Source organism: Rheinheimera texasensis (assembly GCF_964031785.1).
Taxonomy (GTDB): domain Bacteria; phylum Pseudomonadota; class Gammaproteobacteria; order Enterobacterales; family Alteromonadaceae; genus Pararheinheimera; species Pararheinheimera texasensis_A.
Map to the genome: position 1 here is coordinate 1,119,225 of NZ_CAXIRE010000021.1, position 22,036 is coordinate 1,141,260.

Below are 22,036 nucleotides of genomic sequence, written 5' to 3' on the forward strand. Positions count from 1 at the left end.
TCAACCTAAGGCCGCGAAATGCTGATCCAATCAAAAAATATTGACGTAGTGCCAGTTATCCGCCGGATCGCAACGAGTTTTCCCCAAATGCCAAACAAATCAAGGCGCTATTGCTAATGTCCGTACTCATTCTTATTACCGCCGATCAGCTGAGTCCGGCGCTGAGTGCGTTGCGTGACATCCAGCCCGGCGACCACATTCTGCTGGCGGAAGTTGCGGCCGAAGCCCATTACGCGCCGCACCACCAGCTGAAAATCGTGCTGTTATTCAGCGCCATGCGCCACTTTGCCGCCGCGCTGCGAGCGCAAGGCCATCAGGTGCATTATGTCGATTATGACCAGCAAGTGCCGTCATTACTGGCCGCAGTAGCGCTGGTATTACAGCAGCAACCTCAGCTGCAACGCGTACGGCTGACCGAACTGGCCGAATATCGTCTGATGCACGAAATCGCCAGTTGGCCGCAAACTTTAGGTCTGCCAGTAGATGTGATTGAAGACGACCGTTTTATCTGCAGCCACGCCATGTTCCGGCGCTGGGCCGCTGGCCGGCAGAGTTTCCGGATGGAATATTTTTACCGCGAGATGCGCCGCTATACCGGCTTGCTGATGGACGGCAACACACCAACCGGCGGCCAGTGGAATTTTGACGCCGAAAACCGCCAGGCTTGCCCGGCTGAGGTACAAATCCCGGCCGCCCCAGAATTTAAGCCTGACGCGATAACCCTTGAGGTGATAGCGCTGGTACAGCGCCATTTTGCCAGCCACATGGGCCAGGCCGGCCAATTTGTTTACGCGGTGACAGGCAAGGATGCCCGAGCCGCTTTTTTACATTTCCTGCAGCACCGGCTGCCGCTGTTTGGCAAATATCAGGATGCGATGCGTCAGGATGAACCATTTTTATTCCACAGTCTGGTGTCGATGTACCTCAATTGCGGGCTGCTGGACGCGCGCTGGCTTTGCCTGCAGGTCGAACAGGCCTGCAAAGCCGGATTAGTGCCGCTCAATGCCGCCGAGGGTTTTATCCGGCAAATTATCGGCTGGCGTGAGTATGTGCGTGGCCTGTACTGGCTGAAGATGCCCGAGTACCGCCAGCAAAACTTTTTTGCCGCCAGCCGGCCGTTACCGTCCTGGTACTGGACAGGGAAAACCCGGATGAACTGTCTGGCGCAGGCCATTGGCCACACCATTCAACATGCCTACTCGCATCACATTCAGCGGCTGATGCTGACCGGTAACTTTGCCCTGCTGGCCGGTTTGTCGGTCGATGAGATGACGGACTGGTATCTGGCGGTCTATGCCGATGCTTATGAGTGGGTGGAACTGCCCAACACACTTGGCATGGCACTCTTTGCCGACGGCGGTTTGCTGGCGTCTAAACCTTATGCCGCCAGCGGTAATTACATCGCCAAAATGAGTAATTATTGCCAGCACTGCCATTACGACGTCAAACAAAGCACCGGCGAACGCGCCTGCCCTTTTAATGCGCTGTACTGGGATTTTATCGCCCGTCATGAAGACAAGCTCGGCAGCAATGCCCGGATGCAGCTGACGTATCAGCAGTGGCGGCGTAAAGCAGCCAGCGACCAACAGGCGCTTCGCGCCAAAGCCGCAGACTTATTAATCCATCTGGAGCAGCTATGAGCCGTTATCTGCTGTTTTGCAACGACTTACTGCGGCTGGACGACAACCCGCTGCTAAGCTTGCCGGGCGATGCTGATGCCGCACTGGCGGTTTGTATCCTGCCGCAGCGCCAGTTCAGCCCAAAACGTGCCAGTGCGCGCCGCCGGCAATTGCAGCTGGGTTTATTGCGGGATTTTCAGCAGCGTCTGGCCACGCTTGGTATTCCGTTGTTACTGCGGGTAGGCGACCCGGCGCTTATCCTGCCCCAACTGCTTGCACAGTATCAGCTGGAACTCGTGGTCGCTGCCGAGCCTACCGCCCCCGAAGAATATCGCTGGGCAGCCGGACTAAACTGGCAATGGTTGGATGCCAATTCATTATTGGCGGATAAACTCAGGCCGGATCTGAACACGCTGCCGCGTAGTTTCACCGCGTTTCGCCAGCAACGCGAACCGGAACTGCAGGTGTTGCCGCCGCAGCAAGCACAACCGTCGACACTGGCGCTGAACAAAATTTTGTCAGTGGCCGCAGCGCTTGAATTGTCAGATTTGCTATTGCCTGAACCAGACCAGCCGCTGCCTGCGGCGCTGTCGGATCGGCTCCCTGCGTATTTCTCGTTTTGGCAACAACACCGCGAACCGGCTGCGCTTGAGGGTTTTTCGCAATATCTGCAGCAGCATGTGTCGCATTATAAACTCAGCCGCAACGCGTTAATTGGCGTCGATTTTGCGAGTTTTTTGTCAGTGCCGCTTAGTCGTGGCACTTTGTCAGTGCGGCGCGCCTGGCAGTTGATCCGCGCACACGAGCAGCAGTATGGTCAGAATGAATCGAGCTACTGGCTACGGTTTGAATTGTTATGGCGCGAGTATTTCCGTCATCTGCAGCGCAAACATCCACTGGCTTTTTTCCGCCATGCCGGTTTAGGCTTGCATCAGGTGCCCGGGACTGCCGGTGTCGCCGGTGAAGCGTTGCAGCGCTGGCAGCAAGGGCAAACCGGCTTGCCCTTTATTGACGCCAATTTGCAACTGCTGGCACAGACCGGCTGGATGTCGAACCGTGGCCGGCAGAATGTGGCGAGCTATCTGATGTTTCAGCTCGGCTGCGACTGGCGCCACGGCGCCGCCTGGTTTGAGCAACAGCTGCTGGATTATGACGTCGCCAGTAACTGGGGCAATTGGGCCTATATCGCCGGCGCTTTGTATTCAGCCCCACGTAGCTTTAACGCGTTGAAACAGGCCGTAGAATACGACCCTGCCGCCAAATTCACCGAATTGCTGTTGGGCCCGCCGAAGAGTGGCTACCACCGGCATCAGCCTGTCGCGCAGCCAGACTGGCCGGCGCCGCAAGCCTGGCAATGGCAACAATATCTGCAACAGCTCAGAGCTGAATAAGCCATGCTGACCCTGGTGTGGTTTAAACGCGATCTACGGCTGGAAGACCACGAACCGCTGGCTCTCGCCGCGCGGCAAGGTGCAGTGCTGCCGGTGTATATCATCGAACCGGATTATTGGCAGCAGCCCGATACCTCGCTGCGGCAATGGCAATTTAATCAGGACGCGGTGTATTTGCTTTATCAGCAGCTCAAAGCGCTGGGCCAGCCGTTATTGGTGCGGCGCGGTCCGGCCACCCGGGTGCTGCGGGAGCTAACGCGTGAATTTGCTGTGCAACAAATCGTCAGCCATCAGGAAACCGGTAATTTATGGACTTATCAACGCGACCAGGCCGTAGCGCGCTTATGCCATGAACTGGGCCTGCCCTGGCGGCAATATCGCCAGCACGCTGTACAGCGCTGTCTGAGCGACCGCGACCAGTGGTTTTTGCAAGCGGATGCCTTTTTAAAAAGCCCGACCTTTCAGGCGCCGAAATTTTTACCGCTTCTGGTGGACGCACCCTGGCCACAGGCATTGTGGCAGGCACCACAGCGCCGTGAGTTGCCACTCTGTCAGCCGCAACTGTGCCAGCAAGCCGACGCACTCGATGCGACTTTGCAGTCTTTCTGGTTAAGCCGCAGTAAAAACTATCAACGTGATATCTCGATCGCCGCCAAAGCCGGCCATAGCTGCTCCAGGCTCAGTCCTTACCTTGCTTATGGCCAGCTCAGTTTAAGGCAGCTGCAACAACAGACTTACCGCCAGATAAAACAGCTGCCGGAGGGGCGCGAACAACAGGCCTTAGCGGCGTTTTTCAGCCGGCTGCGCTGGCACTGCCATTTTATGCAAAAGCTGGAAGACGAGCCGCAAATTGAATTCGTACCGATGAACCCGTTGTATCAGGGCATGCGTGATCAGTTTGAACCACGCTTGTTTCAGGCCTGGCAATGCGGTGAAACCGGCTATCCAATGATTGACGCCGCGATGCGGTGTCTGCTCGCCACCGGCTGGTTGCATTTTCGCGCCCGCGCCATGTTAGTGGCCTTCGCCAGTTATCAGCTCTGGCTCGACTGGCGGCCGGTTGCACTGCATCTGGCGCGTTGCTTCACTGACTATGAACCCGGCATCCATTATCCGCAGATCCAGATGCAGGCCGGCACCACGTCAATTAACCCAAACCGGATGTACAACCCTTTGAAACAAAGCCTGCAAAAAGACCCACAAGGCCAATTTATCCGGCGCTGGTGCTCGGAGCTGTCGCGGCTGCCCAACGAATGGTTACACCAGCCGTGGTTATTGCCTGCAACGCTGCAACTGCAATATGGCATGCGGTTAGATGTCGATTATCCGGCGCCGGTGGTCGACCTGCAGCAGGCGACCCGGCAGGCGCGCAGCAGGTTAAGTGAATGGCATGGCCGTTTTGCTAAAACGGACTGGCAGCAAGGCCGGGAAGCCGTGCGCGAACGCCACGCCAGCCGGAAACGGCCGCCAGAGCGCCGCCCGACGGCAGCAAACAAACAACAGCCTCAGTTATTGCTCGATTTCTGAAGCCGCGCCAGCGTATGCGGCGGTAAGCTTTCCAGCCAGCGCCGGCTTTGTTCAATCAGCCGCAGCGCCGCAAAAAAATACTGTGGATCAATGCGTTGCCAGTCGTCTTGTGGCGTGTGGTATTGCGGGTGCACATCGACGCCAAAATACAAAAACGGAATACCGGCTTTACGAAACACCGCGTGGTCACTGGCATTACTCCAGTCGACCGGCGGCTGACTACGCCGACCCAGACTGCTTTGCCGGCCGTCATGTGCCAGCGTCAGCTTCAGTGGTGTCTGCACCTTTTCGGCAAACTGAGTGAGCTGCGGTAACTGCTTTTTGCCGGCCAGATACAAGCGCTGATTGCTTTCACCGCGGCTAATCATGTCCAGATTGATATTCAGTACAATAGCATCCAGCGCCACCGGCGGTTTGGCGATAAAGGCTTTTGCACCATCTAAACCCAGCTCTTCAGCATCTGTAGCCAAAAACAAATAAGAATAAAGCGGGCAGTTTTGTTGGGTCTGGGCGGCCAGATACAATAAACCCGCTACCCCTGAAGCATTGTCGTCAGCGCCGTTAAAAATCTTCTTGCCGCGTGGTTTGAGATGGTCATAGTGCGCGGTGACCACAACATAACGCTCCGGTTGCCCACAGCCACGGCGTAATCCCAGCACATTGACGCCGCGCCTCTCACTGAAACCTTCATGAAAACTAAATGGCTGCAAATAATTGCTCCCCAGGGATTGCAGCCCTAGTGCGGCAAAACGTCTTTGCAAATATTGTTGTGCCAGCAAACTGCCGGCGCTGCCAGTTGCCCGGCCAGCCATGGCATCTGCGGCTAATTGCTGCAAATCCCGCCAGGCCTGCGCTTCGTGCGCCGTGGCCTCTTGCTGCTGCTCTGTAGCTGCCGACGGACCAAGCCAGAACGCGGCGCTTAAGGCAAAAACCTGGGCTAAAACAAGGCTAATCCGTCTGAGCCACTGCATTTAACATCTCAATTTTGTGATCGTATAAGCGCCGGTCAGCGCCGGCCGGAGCATGCAAACGAGCCCGTTGCAGGTAACTGGTGGCGGCCGCATAGTCATGTTGCATGATAGCGACTTTCGCCAGCCCAAACAGCGCTTCCGGCATTTTTGGTTGTAAGCGGATGCTGCGGTGAAAGGCCAGCTCAGCATCGGCCAACCTTTGCTCACCGAGTGCTTCATTACCCTGCATCACGAAATAATACGGATTACGTAAGCGGGTTTGCTGCACTTTATTATCCAGCAGCGCGGCTTCCTGATGCCGCCCCATGGCGGCATACAAAATGGCCAGATTCGCCATGGTATTGGGATGTTCAGGTTCCAGCCTCAGGCTTTGCAGATAGGCACGCTCGGCATAATCCGGCATTTGGCGTTGCCGGTACAGCACGGCCAGATTGTTCCAGGTGGCTGCTACGCCGGGTGAAACTTCGGCGGCCGCCTGCAGATAACGATACGCCAAATCAAACTGCTGAGTCAGCATGGCGTCGGCAGCTTTGTTGTTATAAAACAGCGCAACGATGTCGTTTTCACTGATTTTACGCACCGGTAAGCGCTCACGTGAACCGCCGGCGCGTTCAAAGTCGATGAGGAAATTGTGTTCAGCAGAAATAAAGGTTTTGGTCAGGGTCTGCATGTAAGGCGGCGTCACGACCAGATTAACGTGGCCATTTAATACGCTGGTGCCATTGCGGGTGATCCAATACTCCGGGATCTGCACATCCTGGAATTGTGCACGAAAACCCAGTGCCCGGGCCAGACTATAAGACAAAATGGTCAGCGACAGACAATTGGCTTCGCGCTGCTCATAGGTTTGCAGCGCAGTGAGTGTGGCGTTATTGACATATTGCAGTGGGTCTTGCTGCTCGCGAAAAATAAACTTCAGTAATGCCAGGCTTCTGTCCCGCGGCATGCCATAGGCCAGCACGTCCTGGCGGGCTTCGGTGATGAGCGCTTCTGGCAAGGCAAAAATTTGTTCTTTGGTTTCAATCTGGGTATTAACCGGCATAAATGCCTGATTATTGAGTAGATCTTCGGTAGCTACAGCTCCGGCAGTTTGCGGCAGTTGCTGACAGGCACTTAGGCTCAGGACAGTTAAAATCAGGATCAATCGCCACATCACACACCTCCGGCCGTAGCGGTTGTTGTCATCTGGCTGCAGCCAGAAAAGCATCCTTTAGCTTTAAGCTAATAACCGGGATTTTGTCAATTATTTGTGACGGGAAGGTCTGAAATGGGACAAGCAGGGACAGTCAGGAAATATGGCCAACAGCACAGCTGTAACAATGCCATTGTTCAGCGCAGCAAATGACAAGGCAACAGCCATTGCAACCGGAACCCGGTCGTAGGCTCATACTGTAAACACAACAAAGTGCCCTTTTTTATCTGCACTGTGGGCTCAGACTGACCCAGACACAGCGCCAGCAATGCGGACAATTCAGGTTCATGCCCAACCAGCAAAGTCTGCGCCGGCCAATCCGGCAACGCCTGTATCAGCTGCTGATATTGTGTCGGCGCAGCAGTGCCATGCGATAACCATAAAGCTTCGGCCACATCGCAGGATAAATCCGCACTGGCGGCAACCAGCATCGCCGTCTGTAGCGCCCGCGGATAAGGACTGGTCAGCACCAGTTGAGGCTTCAATTGCTGACGGCGGATAAAAGCACCAATCCGCAACGCCTGCTGCCGGCCCTTTTCCACCAGGCAACGGTCCACATCAGCACGCAGCACGGAACGCTCTTCGGCTTTGGTATGACGTAACAGGTAAATAGTTTGAACAGACATTGAGCCTCCGTGTTCTATGCAAAGACCAGTGTCGGCTATTGAGATGACAACAACAAGACAGCGGCAGAAAAACGCCGGAAAGGAATTACAGGAATTTTTGGCGAATGCCAAAAACAAAAAATCCAGCATTAAGCTGGATTATTTGGTGCCTAGGGGGGGACTCGAACCCCCACGCCGCGAAGCGCTAACACCTGAAGCTAGTGTGTCTACCAATTCCACCACCGAGGCATGTGTTCTGCGTATTTTGCAATACGACTTTATTTGTCTGCGACTTTGGTGCCTAGGGGGGGACTCGAACCCCCACGCCGCGAAGCGCTAACACCTGAAGCTAGTGTGTCTACCAATTCCACCACCGAGGCATATGCCGCCGACGCCGTGCATATTATGCGCCAGTGGCAAAGTCGTCAACTGCTGATTGCAAAAAATCTGGTAAATACGGTGCGATTGCGCAAAACCTCAGCAACCTGAAGTTTTCTTCAACAGTCAGATGAAATCTCCCACTTTGCCAAGGCGAAAAAAAAACGGAGCCGTTGGCTCCGTTCTGGTGCAAATACTGCGATTAGTATTTGGCTTTTTTCAGCAGACCGATTTCTTCCAGCCGCTGTAACAGGTAGTCATTCGAGTTAATCGGCTCTGGGTAACGGTTTGGATTTTCTGCACTGATACAGCTGCTCAGCGTCTCAATCACATAGTCCGGGTTCGGATGCATAAAAAACGGAATGGAATAACGAGGCTGCCCTGCGGCAGCACCGGCCGGATTCACCACCCGGTGTGTCGTTGACGGCAGGATATGGTTAGTCAGACGCTGCAGCATATCGCCGATATTGACCACAATAGTGCCCGGAATGGTCGTGACTGGCAGCCAGCTGCCGTCGCGACGTAAAATTTCCAGACCTGACTCATGCGAGCCGACCAATAAAGTGATGAGGTTAATATCTTCGTGCTGACCGGCGCGGATACTTAACGTCGAGGTATCCTGGATCGGCGGATAATGAATAGGCCGCAAAATCGAGTTGCCGTAATTCACTTTATCTGCAAAGTACTTTTGTTCTTGTTTTAAGAACAAAGCCAAAGCTTCCAACACCTGGCACCCTAAATTTTCCAGCGCCTGATATAAGTTATAAGTCGCGGCTTTAAACTCCGGCACTTCGCTTGGCCATACATTCGGATACAAACATTCATGTGGTGCCGGGCCAGACAGCTCGCGACCGACATGGAAAAACTCTTTTAAATCCGGATGCTTGCTGTCTTTGGCTTTCTCAACGCCAAATCCCGTGTAGCCCCGTGCGCCACCTTGACCTGGCACATGGTACTGCTGTTTTACTTCAGTCGGTAAAGCAAAAAATTGCTTAATTGCTTTGTAGGTTTCCCCAACCACATCGTCTGAAATGCCGTGGCCGCTGATGCCACAGAATCCAAACTCAGTGTAGGCTTTGCCAATTTCGGCAACAAAGGCGTCTTTGTCGGTGGCAAACCGTCTGATGTCCAACGTAGGGACTTGTTGTTGAGTCATAATATCGACCTGTTTTTAGCTTAACGAGAAGAAAAAGCCTGCAATCGCCGCACTCATCAGGTTCGCTAATGTGGCGGCAAACAGTGCTTTTAAACCCAGCTCTGCAATATCCCCACGCCGGCTTGGTGCCATGCTGCCAAGACCACCCAGCAAAATGGCAATCGACGAGAAGTTTGCAAAGCCACACAGCGCTATAGTGACAATAATCTGCGTGTGGGCTGACAATTCACCAGCCTGCACATGCTTCATAAAATCAACGTAAGCGACAAATTCATTAATCACCAGTTTCTGACCAATAAAACTACCGGCCAGACGGGCCTCTTCCCAGCTGACGCCCAAAATAAACGCCAGTGGCTGGAACAGATAACCAAAAATCAGCTGCAGCGTCAGGCCTTCAAAGCCAGCCAGACTACCAACCCAGCCGACCACACCATTGACCAGCGCGATCAGACCCACAAAGGCCAATAACATAGCGCCGACATTCAGCGCCAGTTGCAAACCACTGGCAGCGCCTGCTGCGGCAGCGTCGATGACGTTGGTATTTTTTTCATCTGCAGTTAATTCAGTTAAATCGTTTTTCGGCGTGTCAGTTTCAGGCAACAATAATTTCGCCATCAACAGACCACCAGGTGCAGCCATAAAACTGGCAGCAATCAGATATTTGAGTTCCACACCCATACCGGCGTAACCGGCCAGTACCGAACCTGCGACCGACGACAAACCACCGACCATCACGGCGAACAGCTCTGAGCGGGTCATGGTCGGAATAAAAGGCCGCACCACTAATGGCGCTTCAGTCTGGCCGACAAAAATGTTGGCCGCACTGTTCATCGATTCCGGCCGGCTGGTGCCGAGCAGTTTTTGTAAACCACCACCAAGCACACTTATCACCACCCGCATCACACCAATGTGATACAGCACAGCAATCAAAGAAGAGAAGAAAATAATGACCGTCAGCACGTGAATGGCAAACACAAAGCCATATTTTTTCGCACCAGTGTCACCGAATAAAAACAGGATCCCTTCGTTGGCATAGCCAATCACGGCACCAACAGCATTTGAAACACTAATCAGCACATCTTTACCGGCTGGCACATAAAGCACAAAAGCACCAATCGCCAGCTGAATTGCAAAAGCGCCGCCGACAGTGCGCCATTTGATGGCGTGGCGGTGCGTCGAGCAAAGATAAGCGATTAATAAGATGGCAGCGATGCCAACTAAACTCATCATATTGATTTTCCTTGGATTTTAGGTCCGCTACAGCACTGCGGAATTATTGTTCTTGTGATGCTGAAATCCTAGGATAGCATCAAAAGATCAAGTAGTTACAGTTTCAAAGCGGGAGCCGGAATCATTGATTCTGACTGAGAATTGCTCGTATGGGGTTGTCTGAACTTGAAGTTTTGCCGGGCGATTATATAGCAGAAACATTGCAGTTGAAAAGAGACTAATTTAACAGCAGTGCAAACAAAATAACTGCTGATCAATTCTCGTAATTTCGCCGCAAAATTCCCGACGTTCATAACAAATTACGTAAAAAATTAATCCCGCCGCAGCGGGATTTATCAGTAAAACCTTGTAGCTTAATTGGACAACAAAGCGCGGATTTTGGTTTTTAGAATATCAATGGCAATCTGATTTTTTCCGCCGCGGGTCACGACGATGTCGGCATATTGTTTGGACGGTGCGATAAATTCAAAAAATGCCGGCCGCACGTAGTTTTCATACTGCTCTGTAATAGAGCTGATAGTGCGGCCACGGTCTTCCACGTCACGTTTAATCCGGCGAAGCAGACAAATATCCAGCGGCGTGTCCATAAACACTGTGATGTTAAATTGCTCGCGAAGGCGTGCATCGGTCAGCAACAAAATGCCTTCGACCAGCACCACTTTGGCGGGCTGTACTTTGATAGTCTCAGTCTTACGGGTATGGGTTTTATAACAGTATTGTGGCATCTCGACGGCAACACCGTCGCGCAGTTGCTGTAAATGCTGCGCCAGTAATTCGTGCTCAAAAGCAGCTGGATGGTCGTAATTGGTCAGCACCCGCTGGTCCATCGACAAATGATCCTGATTCCGGTAATAAGCATCCTCTGCTAACACGGAGATGCGCTCTCCGCCAAATTCTGCCACCAGTTCCTGATAGACGGTGGAGGCAAATAAACTTTTACCGGATGCGGAAGCGCCGGCAATGGCGATGATGGTTGGTTTGGCCACGGTGATTATTCTTCTTTGAGGATGTTTTGTTAATTATCGCCAATTCACGGCAGATTAGAAACCACTGTTACAGGGAAAATACTGCATCCCTGCCCTGGAATAAGCAAAAAACAAAACGCCGGCATTCGCCGGCGTTTTCATCACTACAACAGTTCAGCTTAGAACTTGTAGCTGACGCCTACTTTGATGCGCCAGGTTGATTCTTCAGTGTAGAACTTGTCCCAGTTCCGCGTCACAGAAGACACGTTGTTGTAGATGTACTTGTTATTGGTCTGGTTTAACGTGAAGTTTGTCAGCGTCAAATCACCAAAGTCATCGCCAAAGACTTTGCCTTTGTCTTTATCGATCAGGTTCAGCAGGTTGTCGACTGTGAAGTAAACAGTACCTTTATGACCTTCAGCAAAACCTGGGATTTCCTGACGCACTGACAAGTCCAGCGTGGTGGTCCAAGGCGTGGTATTTACACCTTTAGGCAGATATTGACCCTGATACTTATCCAGACCCAGCGCAGTGACTGTGTTCCAGAACGCAGTTTCAGCAGCAGCATCAGCAAAAGTTACGACACTGGTATCACCCTTTTTCGGAATGAATGGCAGGAAGTAGTTGTTGGTGGTGCCTGGGCTTAACTGCAGGTACGGGTTAGTTGCTTTGTTCGAACCGTTGAAATCCGTCACACCTAACACATAAGTGATTGGTTTGCCTGATTTACGCTCGAAGAACAGGTTGAAATTCGTCGCATAGTTAGCGAAGAACTCAGTTTCATAACCCAGATTTACGACAAAACGGTGCTCAGTTTCAAACGAACCACGACCAATCAGCACGTCGTTACGGTTGATCACGGCGTTGTTACCGTAGTTAGAACCTGCAGTAGAACTGGTTGCCGGTGCACCTTCAGTAATATCCATATTGGTATATGAAGTACGCAGGCTGACACCGCTGTCCCAGTTTTTCGCTAATTGTGTGCTGAACACTTTAGAACGGCCATCTTCATCAGCATTGGTCAGCATGATATCAACAACACCGTCAGTGTCGTTATAAATCACGCGTTGACCATCTGGTGTAGTGCCCACTTTTTCTTTGTCAGCCAGTGACAAATCTTTCCACAGTGCGCTGTCTTCTTTTTTGATATACAGGTATTCAGTGGTCCAGGTGATATCGTCACCAATCAGTGGCAGACTGAAGATGTAATCCGCACCTAACTGCGCACGCCAGTCCGAAGGCAGGTTGAAGTTCGGGTCCACCAGGTTGGTATTACCACCAGTGGTCACGCCTGCAACTGCGTCTTTTAATGACTGTGGAACTTGCGTCAGGCTGACGTTAGCCACGTTGCTCTGTGAACGGTCGCCGGTTCCGATACCTGGATTTGAATAGCTGTTAGATACCCAAACTGTTGGCTGGCCACCAGAGAAACGACCTACACCACCACGCACGGTTAAATCTTCCGTCATCATGTAGCTGAAGCCAACCCGTGGTAAGAAGATATCAACACCATCCAGGTTTTCGTCGTTGCGCAGACCCGTGCGGGCTTCAGAGAATTTGTTGTAGGTAGATTTATCGTTTGAACCCAAACGCTCATAACGCAGACCGTAGTTTAAGGTGAACTCATCAGTTACAGCCCACTCATCCTGTGCGTACAGCGCGTGTTCGTCACGGACGAAGCTTGCTGCAACGTCGTTAGGGTTGTGAGTCACAGAGTTCTGGTAACGGACAGACTGAGCTAAACGGTTCTGGAAGTTTGCAATGCTGCTGAAAGTGTATTCACCTTTAGTGCGCTGCAGGAACAGGTTGAAAATATCCAGGCGTTTCAGTTGGTAACCGAAAGATAAACGGTGATCGTCCATCAGGTATTCACCGTCAGCAGCGATGATCCAGGTTTTCTTTCTCAGATCATTGGAGTGACGGCTGATGTCGCTACCAATGTTGACTGAAGTCGTCTGACTGGCTGTACCGCCAACGCGTGGTACGTTGATGATGGCTTCACCGTAATTGCCCAGAGATGCCTGAACAGTGGCAACGTCCATATAAGTGGCGCTTAACTGGGTAGAGAATTCTGAAGTCCAGTCTGAATACAGTTTCAGCGCGTGGTTGTTCAGTGTTTCTTCTTTGTTATACCAGTTCGACGACAAACGCATCCGGGTGGTCGTAGACTGGTTGTTTTGTGTCTGGTTGCCTTTGTTGTACTGGTAAGTGTATGCAGCACGGTGGATATCAGAGATGTTCCAGTCTAACTTGGCCAGGAATTTTTCATCCGTTTCTTCCGGGTTCACATTCCAGTCACCGGCATCAACACCGTAGACGTTTTTCGCGATTTGCATGATCTGGTCCAGATCTGCCTGGCTGACTAAAGCCGCGTTTGACAGGCCAGAACCAACCGGGCCCCACTCCAGCGGTGGAGTGGCATCGTACTGTTCGACAGCAACGAAGTAGAATAATTTGTCTTCAACCACTGCGCCGCCTAAAGTACCGGCCCAGTTTTTGTTTTCAAAATTCAGCGGCACTTCGCCTTTTGGATTGGTTGGGGTCGCGGCGAACTGGTTTTCCGGGGTACCGGCTAAGCTGTCGTTTTTGATTTCATAACGCAGAGAGCCAAAAGTTTCATTGGCGCCAGACTTAGTCACAGCGTTGATATTGCCGCCCTGGAAACCACCGGCTTTGGCGTTAAATGGTGATACATCAACCGTCACCTGGTCGATAGCATCAAAAGAAATTGGTGTACGGGTGGTTGGGTAACCGTTGGCATTCAGACCAAAATCGTCGTTCTGAGAAATGCCATCGACGCTGATGCTGTTAAAACGTGGGTTAGTACCCGCCACGCTCAGTTCGCCGTCTTTTGGCGACAATACTGCTAATGGGTTGTTTTTAACGATATCTTTTAAATCGTTGTTTAAGCTTGGCGCGTTTTCGATTTCTTTGGCGCTGAAGTAGCTTGAGCTACCCGTGGCAACGACTGTTGCGATAGCAGAGCCAGTGACGGCGATACGCTCAACAGAGGCAGATTGCAGCTGACGGTTTAACTGATAAGTGTCACCCAGTTGCAGGAAGATGTCGTTGACGGTTTCGTCGTTATAAGTCTCTGAATCTACGATGACTTTGTACGGACCACCAACACGCAGACCTGAAGCTACAAAGCTACCGGATTCGTTTGTCGTGACGGTACGGCTGGTGCCTGACGGTACGTGTAAAATGATGACTTTAGTTCCTGCGGCGGCTGCGCCTTCAGGATTAGAAATACGACCGCGGATTGCTGAAGAAGTATCAGCGATGGCATAGCTAGAACCTAAGGCTACGGCAACCGCCATAGCAATATGTCTGATTTTCATATCGTTTTTCACCTGGTAGTTGTAGGTATTGTCAAACCCTGAATAAAACCAAACTGTATGTCCAATTTGGGCGACAAGCTTAACGCAGTAACATTACGTTTTTCTTACACAAGATCTTGCTGATGAATTATTTATTGAAGTCGTTGGAACTTATCCAAACTTCGGCAGTCAAGAACCTGATGTCATGCGAGTGTAACATATCAGACCAGAAATATGCAGGCGGCCTAAATAAGTTTGTTTAAATTTTCGCTGTATTTTGTTGACATTTTCGGCTATCCAGCCGTCTGAATTGAAATTTCTGGGCTAAAAGCGCAATTCTGGTTAGGCTGTGCCTGACTAATTCTCTGAGTATTCAAACATGAACCCATCATTTAAAGGTCTGCTGGCCGGACTCGGGCTGTGTGGAGGTCTTCACGTGCATGCAACTGAACTGACCATCGCTACTTTTAACGTCAGCATGGAAGCCGAAAACTATGTGGCTGAAGGCAGCCCGCTTGGACCCCAGGTGCTTGCCAGTCAATTAGCCAGCGGCAAGAACCAGCAAATCAGCAATATCGCGGCGATTTTGCAGCAAGTCCGGCCTGATATTCTGCTACTGAACGAATTTGATTACATCGCCGATCCATCGCAGGGCGTGCAGCAATTTATCCGGCAATATCTGGCAAAGCCGCAGCACGGCGGCCAGCCACTGCAATATCCGTACTTTTACTACCAAACTGTTAACACCGGCCAGCCGAGTGGCTTTGATTTAAATAATGATGGCAAGGTCGAAGGTGCAGAAGATGCCTGGGGTTTTGGCCATTATCCGGGTCAATATGCGATGATGGTGTTGTCGCGTTATCCGATTGATGCCGCCAAAGCCCGCACTTTCCAGCACTTTAAGTGGAAAGACTTACCTGGCCATAAAGAAACAAAAAAAGCCGATGGCAGCCCTTGGTTTAGCCCGCAAGCCTGGGCCAACATGCCATTATCCAGCAAATCGCACTGGGATTTACCGCTGAATGTCGATGGTAAACCGCTGCATTTATTAATCAGCCACCCGACGCCACCAGTGTTTGATGGCGCGGAGAACCGCAACGGTCATCGCAATCATGATGAAGTGAAATTCTGGGTCGACTATTTATCAGGCCAGGCTGACTATATCTATGACGATAAAGGCGGCCGCGGTGGTTATCAGAGCGCAGCGCCATTTGTTGTGATGGGCGATCAAAACTCATCACCCGATGAAGGTGATGCGCACCGCGATGCCATTCAGGCGTTGGTGAATCATCCGAAAATTCAGCATGACCCAGTACCGCAAAGCGCCGGCGGCGCCGCACACAGCCCGGACAATCCATTGGCGAAATACCACACAGCCGGCTGGCGGATGCGGGCCGATTATGTGCTGCCGTCCAAACATGGCATTAAAGTCCACAGCAGTGGTGTGTTCTGGCCAGTCAAAGGTGAGCCATTATATGAAGCAGTGGCAAGCCGCGGCGCCAGTTCCGACCACCGGCTGGTCTGGGTCAAACTGAGCCTGACTGACGAGAAAAAATAAGACGGGAGTTGCTTTTAAGCTATCGAATATAAAAAACCGCCAATGGCGGTTTTTTATATTCTGGAACAACTACTTAACGCTGTTGCTCGGCCAATGGCGCGCTATACGCCAGTTCCATATCCCAGGGTAAATGGATCCAGGTGTCCTGCTCGATATCAGTGACATATTTGTCGACCAGTGCTTTACCCTGTGGTTTGGCATACACAGTGGCAAAACAGGCTTTTGGAAAACGCTCACGCAGCGCACGGGCCGTTTCGCCGGTGTCAACCAGATCATCAATCACCAGCAAACGTTCAGAATCCGGCAACGCCGCATCTTTTAATACCTTCAGTGCCCGTTGCTGATCGTGGTCGTAGCTCGACACACAAATGGTATCGAGCACGCGGATATTCAGCTCGCGGGCAATGATAGTTGCCGGCACCAGACCACCGCGGCTGACCGCGACGATGCTGTCAAAGTTGCCATGCAGACACATTTTCGCCAGCTCTTTGGTGGCGCGGTGAAAGGCTTCCCACGACACATAAAAGTTCTTGTTACTGGATAATGACATGTTGCAGCTCCTGTTAAACCAGTGCCAACGCGATTTCAACCATCTCGTTAAAGCTGGTCTGGCGCTCGTCCGGGCTTAAGGATTCGCCGGTACGGATATGGTCCGACACCGTCATAATAGCCAGCGCATTGACGCCATACTCGGCAGCCACACCGTACAAACCGGCCGCTTCCATTTCAATGCCGAGGATGCCGTATTTTTCCAGCGTATCAAACAGCGTTTCGCTTGGGTTGTAGAACAGGTCTGAAGTAAACACATTGCCGACTTTGACACCGATTTGTTTCGCCCGGGCTGCAGCGACCGCGCGTTCCAGCAGGTCATAGTTTGCCAGTGCTGCGAAATCCATGCCCTGCAAACGGTTGCGGTTGACGGCTGAATCTGTGCTGGCGCCCATCGCAATCACCACTTCGCGTACTTTCACCGACAGCGGTAAACCACCGCAGGAACCGATACGGATGATATTTTTCACGCCGTAATATTTCACCAGCTCAGTGGCATAAATCGACATTGAAGGCACGCCCATGCCTGAACCCATCACACTGACCGGTTTGCCCTGATATTTACCGGTAAAGCCGTACATGTTGCGCACTGTGTTGATACATTGCACGTCCGTCAGGAAAGTGTCGGCAATATGTTTTGCGCGCAGCGGATCACCTGGCATCAGCACAGTTTCAGCAAAAGCACCGGCAGCGGCGTGGATATGTGGAGTGGTCATATTAAATTTATTCTCTTATAAATGGTTGAAATTTAATGCATTTGTGTCAGGAACGACTGGCCATAAGCCATCGCATCGAGCGCAAAGTAGTCGGCCAGCGTCTGGCCCATGTCGGCAAAACTGGCGCGTTCGCCAAGCGGTCCGGCTTTGATTTGCGGGCCATAACACAACACCGGCACATATTCCCGGGTGTGTTCGGTGCCAATCCAGGTGGGGTCGCAGCCATGGTCGGCGGTTAATAACATCAGGCTGTCCGGCTCCAGCATCGCCATCAGTTCCGGCAAGCGACTGTCGAAATACTCCAGCGCCTCACCGTAGCCAATAGGATCCCGGCGGTGGCCGTAGTTCTGGTCAAAATCCACCAGATTGGTAAAGATCAGGCTGTTGTCCGGCGCCGCCTGATATTCGCTGATGGTTTTATCAACAAGCGCTGCCAGGCCATTGGCTTTCACGGCTTTGCTGATGCCCTGATGAGCATAAATGTCAGCGATTTTACCGATGCTGACCACAGTGCCCTGCGCGGCGGTTAACTTATCTAACAGCGTGGGTGCCGGTGGCAGTACGGAATAATCACGACGGTTGCCGGTACGGGCATAATTCGCCGGTGCATCACCAAGGAATGGCCGGGCGATGACGCGGCCTATGTTGTAGTCATCCAGCAACTGGCGGGCAGTTTCACAGAACTGATACAGGCGCTCCAGGCCAAAATGGCTTTCATGGGCGGCAACCTGAAACACGCTGTCGGCCGAGGTATAACAAATCGGCATACCGCTGCGGATATGTTCGTCGCCAAGCTTCACCAGAATGTCGGTGCCAGAGGCGTGACAGTTGCCAAGAATACCGGCAACGCCAGTGCGACGGCACAGCTCATCGATCAGCTCTTGCGGGAAACTTTGTTGTTTATTATGGAAATAGCCCCAATCGAATAACACCGGGACGCCGGCAATTTCCCAGTGACCACTGGGCGTATCTTTGCCGCTGGACAATTCGCGGGCATAGCCATAAGCCCCCACTGTAGTTTCATTGTCGGCCACACAGGCCATTTCCGACGAGGCCGCAAACGCGGCTTTGACCAGACCCAGTCTGGCCAGATTAGGCACCTGGAGCTGGCGGCCTTTGTGGTTCGCAAACACCCTTGCAATGCTGGCAAAGGTATTAGCACCACTATCACCAAATTTATCGGCATCCGGCGCACTGCCAATGCCAAAACTATCTAAAACCAGAATCACTGCTTTTTTCATGGTCGAACCTCTACAGCGCAAGATCTGCAAGCCAGTGGACTCACAGCAGATACGATAACCATAGCTGAAGCGGAAACTGTTGATACTCAGTCTGCACTGACCGCTGCTTTTTTCAGCAATATGGCCAAACCAACCCTTTGTTGCGGCGCAAAAGCAAAAAGGGGCACGCAGATTAAGCCGAATGCGAAGAATTAGCAACTACTTAACTGAATGCTGACAACATCCGGCTGACCTTTAGCCGGTTTTAGTCACGATGGAAAAAGATCAAAGGTGCAGAAAATCAAAAGCCCCGGATAAAATCCGGGGCTTTCAAGAGTGGTGCCCAGAGGCGGAATCGAACCACCGACACGCGGATTTTCAATCCGCTGCTCTACCGACTGAGCTATCTGGGCAAAAAGGTCTGAAATGGTGCCGCTTATCCGAGTCGAACGGATGACCTACTGATTACAAGTCAGTTGCTCTACCAACTGAGCTAAAGCGGCATTTTCATTGCGAAACTGGTTTCGGCTTAATTAGCGAAATGATGTGTAAAATCAAGACACTGGAATTTGTGGTGCCCAGAGGCGGAATCGAACCACCGACACGCGGATTTTCAATCCGCTGCTCTACCGACTGAGCTATCTGGGCAACGGGGGGTATTAAACGGATTTTGCCGATCCAAGTCAACTTTTTTTTGGCCATAACCGTCTGACCGCTTATGGATTGAGCAAATCGCGCTATTCTGCAGCAACAATCGATAATTTTCGCCGTTCCCCGCTTCACACTGAGCAGAACGCTCCCATCAGCTGACTGGCTGCATGCCACAGCAAGCTGCAGGGGCTTCGCGCAAAAATTCCGCGCCACTACAGATAATTAGCCAAAACTGATTAGACTAAATCAACTTGCCTCTAGCTTTTCCTGATGTTATGCCGCATTCGAGCTTTAAAACGCCATTGATGTTCATTTGGTTGCTGGCTATTTGCAGCAGTCTGCTTGCTGCAACACTTTGGTGCCAGTCCTGGTACCAGCAGCACCAGCGACACAGTGCTCAGCAGGTGCTACTGCAGCACCAACTGCAGCTGATCAGTCAGATATTACCCAAAGACATCGCACGGCAGCCGCTGCAACAGGCCAATCAGCAACTGGCCACGCTGCTGTCTGATCCGCAGCAACAGGCGCTGTATTTAATCAGCCCAACGCAACAGATCCTGGCGCATACCTCAGGCCTCGCCGGTTTTCAGCCGCTTGAAGCGCGCGCCACCACAGCAAATATCCTGCTGCTCCGGCAAAAAGTGGCGCAAGGCGAGCTGCTACTGGCCAGCCGGCAGCCCCAGCCGGATTGGCCGCTGTGGGCAGGCCTGGCGGCGGCCGGTGCCTTGCTGTTAATGCTGCTGGGATTGGTGCCGGCACGCTTGATGGAACGACGGTTACAACAGCAACAACAACAGTTGCTGAATCAGCTACAGCAAAGCCTCTCAGCGCAGCAGTTTGCTCTGCAGCTCAGTGTGCCGGCCAGCTTGCAGATGCTGGAGCATCCGCTGCAATTGCTATTACAGCATTGTCGCGAACAGCAACAACAGCTGGCACAGACTAAAGCAGAATGCAGCGCCCTGCAGCGCGAACTGGACGATAAAATCCTGCAGCGGACCGAAGCGCTGGCTGCGGCGAAAATCAGTGCCGAGCGTGCCAATGAGGCCAAATCCACGTTTCTGGCAACGATGAGCCACGAGATCCGCACACCGATGAATGGCATCATCGGCACTGTGGATTTACTCAGAAACACTATGCTCAGCAGCAATCAGTTGCGGCTCAGTAACACCATCCGCGAATCAGCTTTTGCATTGCTTCGCATCCTCGACGACATTCTGGACTTTTCCAAAATTGAAGCCGGCAAAATGGAAATTGAGCATATTCCACTGTCGGTTAACGAAGTCGCTGAAGCTGTTGCCCAGGTCATGTTTACCGTCGCGCTGCAACGCCAGCTGCAACTGACGGTCTTTGTCGACCCGGCCATCCCCGAATGCCTGCTTGGTGACCCGGTGCGGCTGCGGCAAATTCTGTACAACCTGACCGGCAACGCCATCAAATTTACTGAGACTCAGCCCGGCCAGCTCGGTAAAGTGCAAATCAGGGCTGAACTGCTCGACGACAATCTGGAATTCTGTCAGGTTCGCATTTCTGTGACTGACAATGGCAAAGGCATGACCCCACGCCAGCTCAATCAGCTGTTTCAGCCGTTTTTGCAAGCCGAAGGGTCTATCACCCGTAAATATGGCGGCACCGGCCTTGGCCTGTCGATTTGTCAGCAACTGACGGAGCTGATGTTTGGCCGTATTGATGTACAGAGCGAAATCGGCAAAGGCAGTGTGTTTACCGTGGTGTTGCCGCTGCGCCACGCGGAGGAACAAATCAGCACCACGCAGCCAGACTTACACAACCAGACAGTAGCGATTTGCAGTGAAGACCCGGAGCGGCTCGAATTGCTGAACTGCTACCTGAAGGCTTTTGGCGCGGCGGTTGAATCAGTGCCATATGCGCAGCTCTGGCAACGGCAGGCCGCGCTTTATATCCTCGACTGCAGTGTGCAAACCGACATCACCTGGCCGTCATCTTTGCCAGGCCCGGTGTTGTGTCTGGTCAGTGCGGAATCCGGGCTACACAGTGTCCCTGAAGGTATACAGGTGCTGGAGATGAATCCACTGTGCCGCAGCAGTCTGAGCAGCAGCCTGCAACGCCTGCAGGGGGCTGAACCGGCAGCTCCAGCCCAAGCGGCACATGCGGGCCCCCGCTTGACTGCTTTGAGCGCGCAGGCGCCGCTGCTGTTGTTGGCGGAAGATAATCCGATGAACCAAAAAGTGCTGGTTGAGCAACTGCAAACGCTGGGGTATCAGGTGGAAGTCGCGGACGATGGGCAAATCGCGCTGGATAAGTGGCGGCAATACCGATATCCGCTGCTGTTAACTGATTTGCATATGCCCAATCTCAGTGGCTACGATCTGGCCCGTGCCATTCGCAAAGAAGCTGCACAGTATGACGACGACGAGATTGTTTACACCCGGATTGTCGCCATTACCGCCAACGCGCTCAAAGGCGAAGCACAAAAATGCCTGAGCGTCGGCATGGACGATTATCTGACTAAACCCGTTGAACTGGCGAAATTAAACGCGGTACTGCAGCGCTGGTTGCCATTGTCAGTGGCTCCGGACTCAGCCGCAGCAGTGGCGGCGCCCGTGGTCAGCGGTCAGGACAATACACCGATTTGTTTCACCACTATCGCCAATTTCTTAGGACCGGACCCGCAAAAACATCAGGAATATCTCAACTATTTCACGACTCAGGCCGCAGGCCTGTTGCAACAGTTGCAGCAGGCTGTGGCTGAAGTGCAAACAGAGCGCTGCCGCAGCCTCGCGCATCAGTTGAAATCCATGGCAAAAAGTGTGGGAGCATTAAGTTTGTCAGAGCTGGCGTTACAGCTTGAGCAGGCTGCCGACAGCGACCATGCCACAGGGCCGGGCGTGCTTTCTGGCCTGTATAGCGCATTGCAGCTAAGTTTTTTGCAAGTTACTAGCTATGTCGCCGACCGCTATAAAGCTTGATAACGCTTTATAGCGGCCAGCTGGTGTGGACCTGCTCGTACCA

General features: G+C 52.4%; 15 protein-coding genes and 5 tRNA genes. 5 read left to right on the top strand and 15 right to left on the bottom strand.

Going from position 1 to position 22,036, the window contains the following annotated elements; all coding sequences use genetic code 11:
* Positions 1 to 116: 116 nt before the first annotated feature.
* Genes ABNT34_RS16520 through ABNT34_RS16530 form a run of 3 tightly spaced genes read left to right on the top strand, consistent with a single transcriptional unit; the run spans position 117 to position 4,537 of the window.
* Positions 117 to 1,640 carry a cryptochrome/photolyase family protein gene (locus tag ABNT34_RS16520; protein WP_348733570.1) on the top strand — a complete coding sequence of 508 codons (1,524 nt, stop codon included), beginning with the start codon at positions 117 to 119 and terminating at the stop codon, positions 1,638 to 1,640.
* Positions 1,637 to 3,010 (top strand): FAD-binding domain-containing protein, encoded by a 1,374-nt coding sequence (locus ABNT34_RS16525; RefSeq protein WP_348733572.1) that lies wholly within the window; start codon positions 1,637 to 1,639, stop codon positions 3,008 to 3,010. The genes ABNT34_RS16520 and ABNT34_RS16525 overlap by 4 nt, the downstream gene beginning before the upstream one ends.
* Before the next feature lie 3 nt (positions 3,011 to 3,013).
* Positions 3,014 to 4,537, top strand: a complete 1,524-nt coding sequence (locus ABNT34_RS16530) for an FAD-binding domain-containing protein (protein WP_348733574.1) — start codon at positions 3,014 to 3,016, stop codon at positions 4,535 to 4,537.
* Here the strand turns inward: ABNT34_RS16530 and ABNT34_RS16535 are convergent.
* The 9 genes from ABNT34_RS16535 to ABNT34_RS16575 form a co-directional block, all read right to left on the bottom strand.
* A complete protein-coding gene (locus ABNT34_RS16535) occupies positions 4,516 to 5,508 on the bottom strand; it encodes a M28 family peptidase (protein ID WP_348733576.1) in 993 nt (330 codons plus the stop codon). The genes ABNT34_RS16530 and ABNT34_RS16535 overlap by 22 nt on opposite strands.
* On the bottom strand, positions 5,486 to 6,661 hold the full coding sequence (locus ABNT34_RS16540; protein ID WP_348733577.1) for a tetratricopeptide repeat protein: 1,176 nt from the start codon (positions 6,659 to 6,661) through the stop codon (positions 5,486 to 5,488). The genes ABNT34_RS16535 and ABNT34_RS16540 overlap by 23 nt, the downstream gene beginning before the upstream one ends.
* Positions 6,662 to 6,837: 176 nt before the next feature.
* Positions 6,838 to 7,326, bottom strand: coding sequence for a histidine phosphatase family protein (locus tag ABNT34_RS16545; RefSeq protein ID WP_348733579.1), 489 nt, complete (start codon positions 7,324 to 7,326; stop codon positions 6,838 to 6,840).
* Positions 7,327 to 7,469: 143 nt separating this feature from the next.
* Positions 7,470 to 7,554 (bottom strand) — tRNA-Leu (locus ABNT34_RS16550).
* Between the two features lie 46 nt (positions 7,555 to 7,600).
* Positions 7,601 to 7,685 (bottom strand) — tRNA-Leu (locus tag ABNT34_RS16555).
* Between the two features lie 200 nt (positions 7,686 to 7,885).
* The gene (locus ABNT34_RS16560; protein WP_348733581.1) at positions 7,886 to 8,839 is read right to left on the bottom strand and encodes a 2-oxoglutarate and iron-dependent oxygenase domain-containing protein; all 954 of its coding nucleotides are present in this window, start codon (positions 8,837 to 8,839) and stop codon (positions 7,886 to 7,888) included.
* 15 nt (positions 8,840 to 8,854) lie between these two features.
* Positions 8,855 to 10,069: a NupC/NupG family nucleoside CNT transporter gene (locus tag ABNT34_RS16565; RefSeq protein ID WP_348733582.1), complete on the bottom strand. Its 1,215-nt coding sequence runs from the start codon at positions 10,067 to 10,069 to the stop codon at positions 8,855 to 8,857.
* Between the two features lie 353 nt (positions 10,070 to 10,422).
* Entirely contained in the window at positions 10,423 to 11,055 is a 633-nt protein-coding gene (gene udk, locus ABNT34_RS16570) for a uridine kinase (protein ID WP_348733584.1), read from the bottom strand.
* A 158-nt stretch (positions 11,056 to 11,213) separates the two neighbouring features.
* Positions 11,214 to 14,375, bottom strand: a complete 3,162-nt coding sequence (locus tag ABNT34_RS16575; RefSeq protein ID WP_348733586.1) for a TonB-dependent receptor — start codon at positions 14,373 to 14,375, stop codon at positions 11,214 to 11,216.
* Between the two features lie 358 nt (positions 14,376 to 14,733).
* On the opposite strand from ABNT34_RS16575, the gene ABNT34_RS16580 reads away from it, so the two are divergent.
* Complete coding sequence (locus tag ABNT34_RS16580; RefSeq protein WP_348733588.1) at positions 14,734 to 15,912, top strand: endonuclease/exonuclease/phosphatase family protein; 1,179 nt, start codon at positions 14,734 to 14,736, stop codon at positions 15,910 to 15,912.
* Between the two features lie 73 nt (positions 15,913 to 15,985).
* On the opposite strand, the gene gpt is transcribed toward ABNT34_RS16580, so the two are convergent.
* The 6 genes from gpt to ABNT34_RS16610 all read right to left on the bottom strand — a co-directional run bounded on the left by gpt (position 15,986) and on the right by ABNT34_RS16610 (position 19,045).
* A complete protein-coding gene (gene gpt / locus ABNT34_RS16585) occupies positions 15,986 to 16,462 on the bottom strand; it encodes a xanthine phosphoribosyltransferase (protein ID WP_348733590.1) in 477 nt (158 codons plus the stop codon).
* Positions 16,463 to 16,475: 13 nt separating this feature from the next.
* Positions 16,476 to 17,177, bottom strand: a complete 702-nt coding sequence (gene deoD / locus ABNT34_RS16590; protein WP_348733592.1) for a purine-nucleoside phosphorylase — start codon at positions 17,175 to 17,177, stop codon at positions 16,476 to 16,478.
* 32 nt (positions 17,178 to 17,209) lie between these two features.
* Complete coding sequence (locus ABNT34_RS16595; protein WP_348733594.1) at positions 17,210 to 18,418, bottom strand: phosphopentomutase; 1,209 nt, start codon at positions 18,416 to 18,418, stop codon at positions 17,210 to 17,212.
* Positions 18,419 to 18,734: 316 nt separating this feature from the next.
* Positions 18,735 to 18,810 (bottom strand) — tRNA-Phe (locus tag ABNT34_RS16600).
* A 14-nt stretch (positions 18,811 to 18,824) separates the two neighbouring features.
* A tRNA-Thr gene (locus tag ABNT34_RS16605) sits at positions 18,825 to 18,900 on the bottom strand.
* 69 nt (positions 18,901 to 18,969) lie between these two features.
* Positions 18,970 to 19,045: transfer RNA gene (locus ABNT34_RS16610), tRNA-Phe, on the bottom strand.
* A 308-nt stretch (positions 19,046 to 19,353) separates the two neighbouring features.
* On the opposite strand from ABNT34_RS16610, the gene ABNT34_RS16615 reads away from it, so the two are divergent.
* Positions 19,354 to 21,993 carry an ATP-binding protein gene (locus ABNT34_RS16615; protein WP_348733596.1) on the top strand — a complete coding sequence of 880 codons (2,640 nt, stop codon included), beginning with the start codon at positions 19,354 to 19,356 and terminating at the stop codon, positions 21,991 to 21,993.
* Positions 21,994 to 22,036 lie beyond the last annotated feature (43 nt).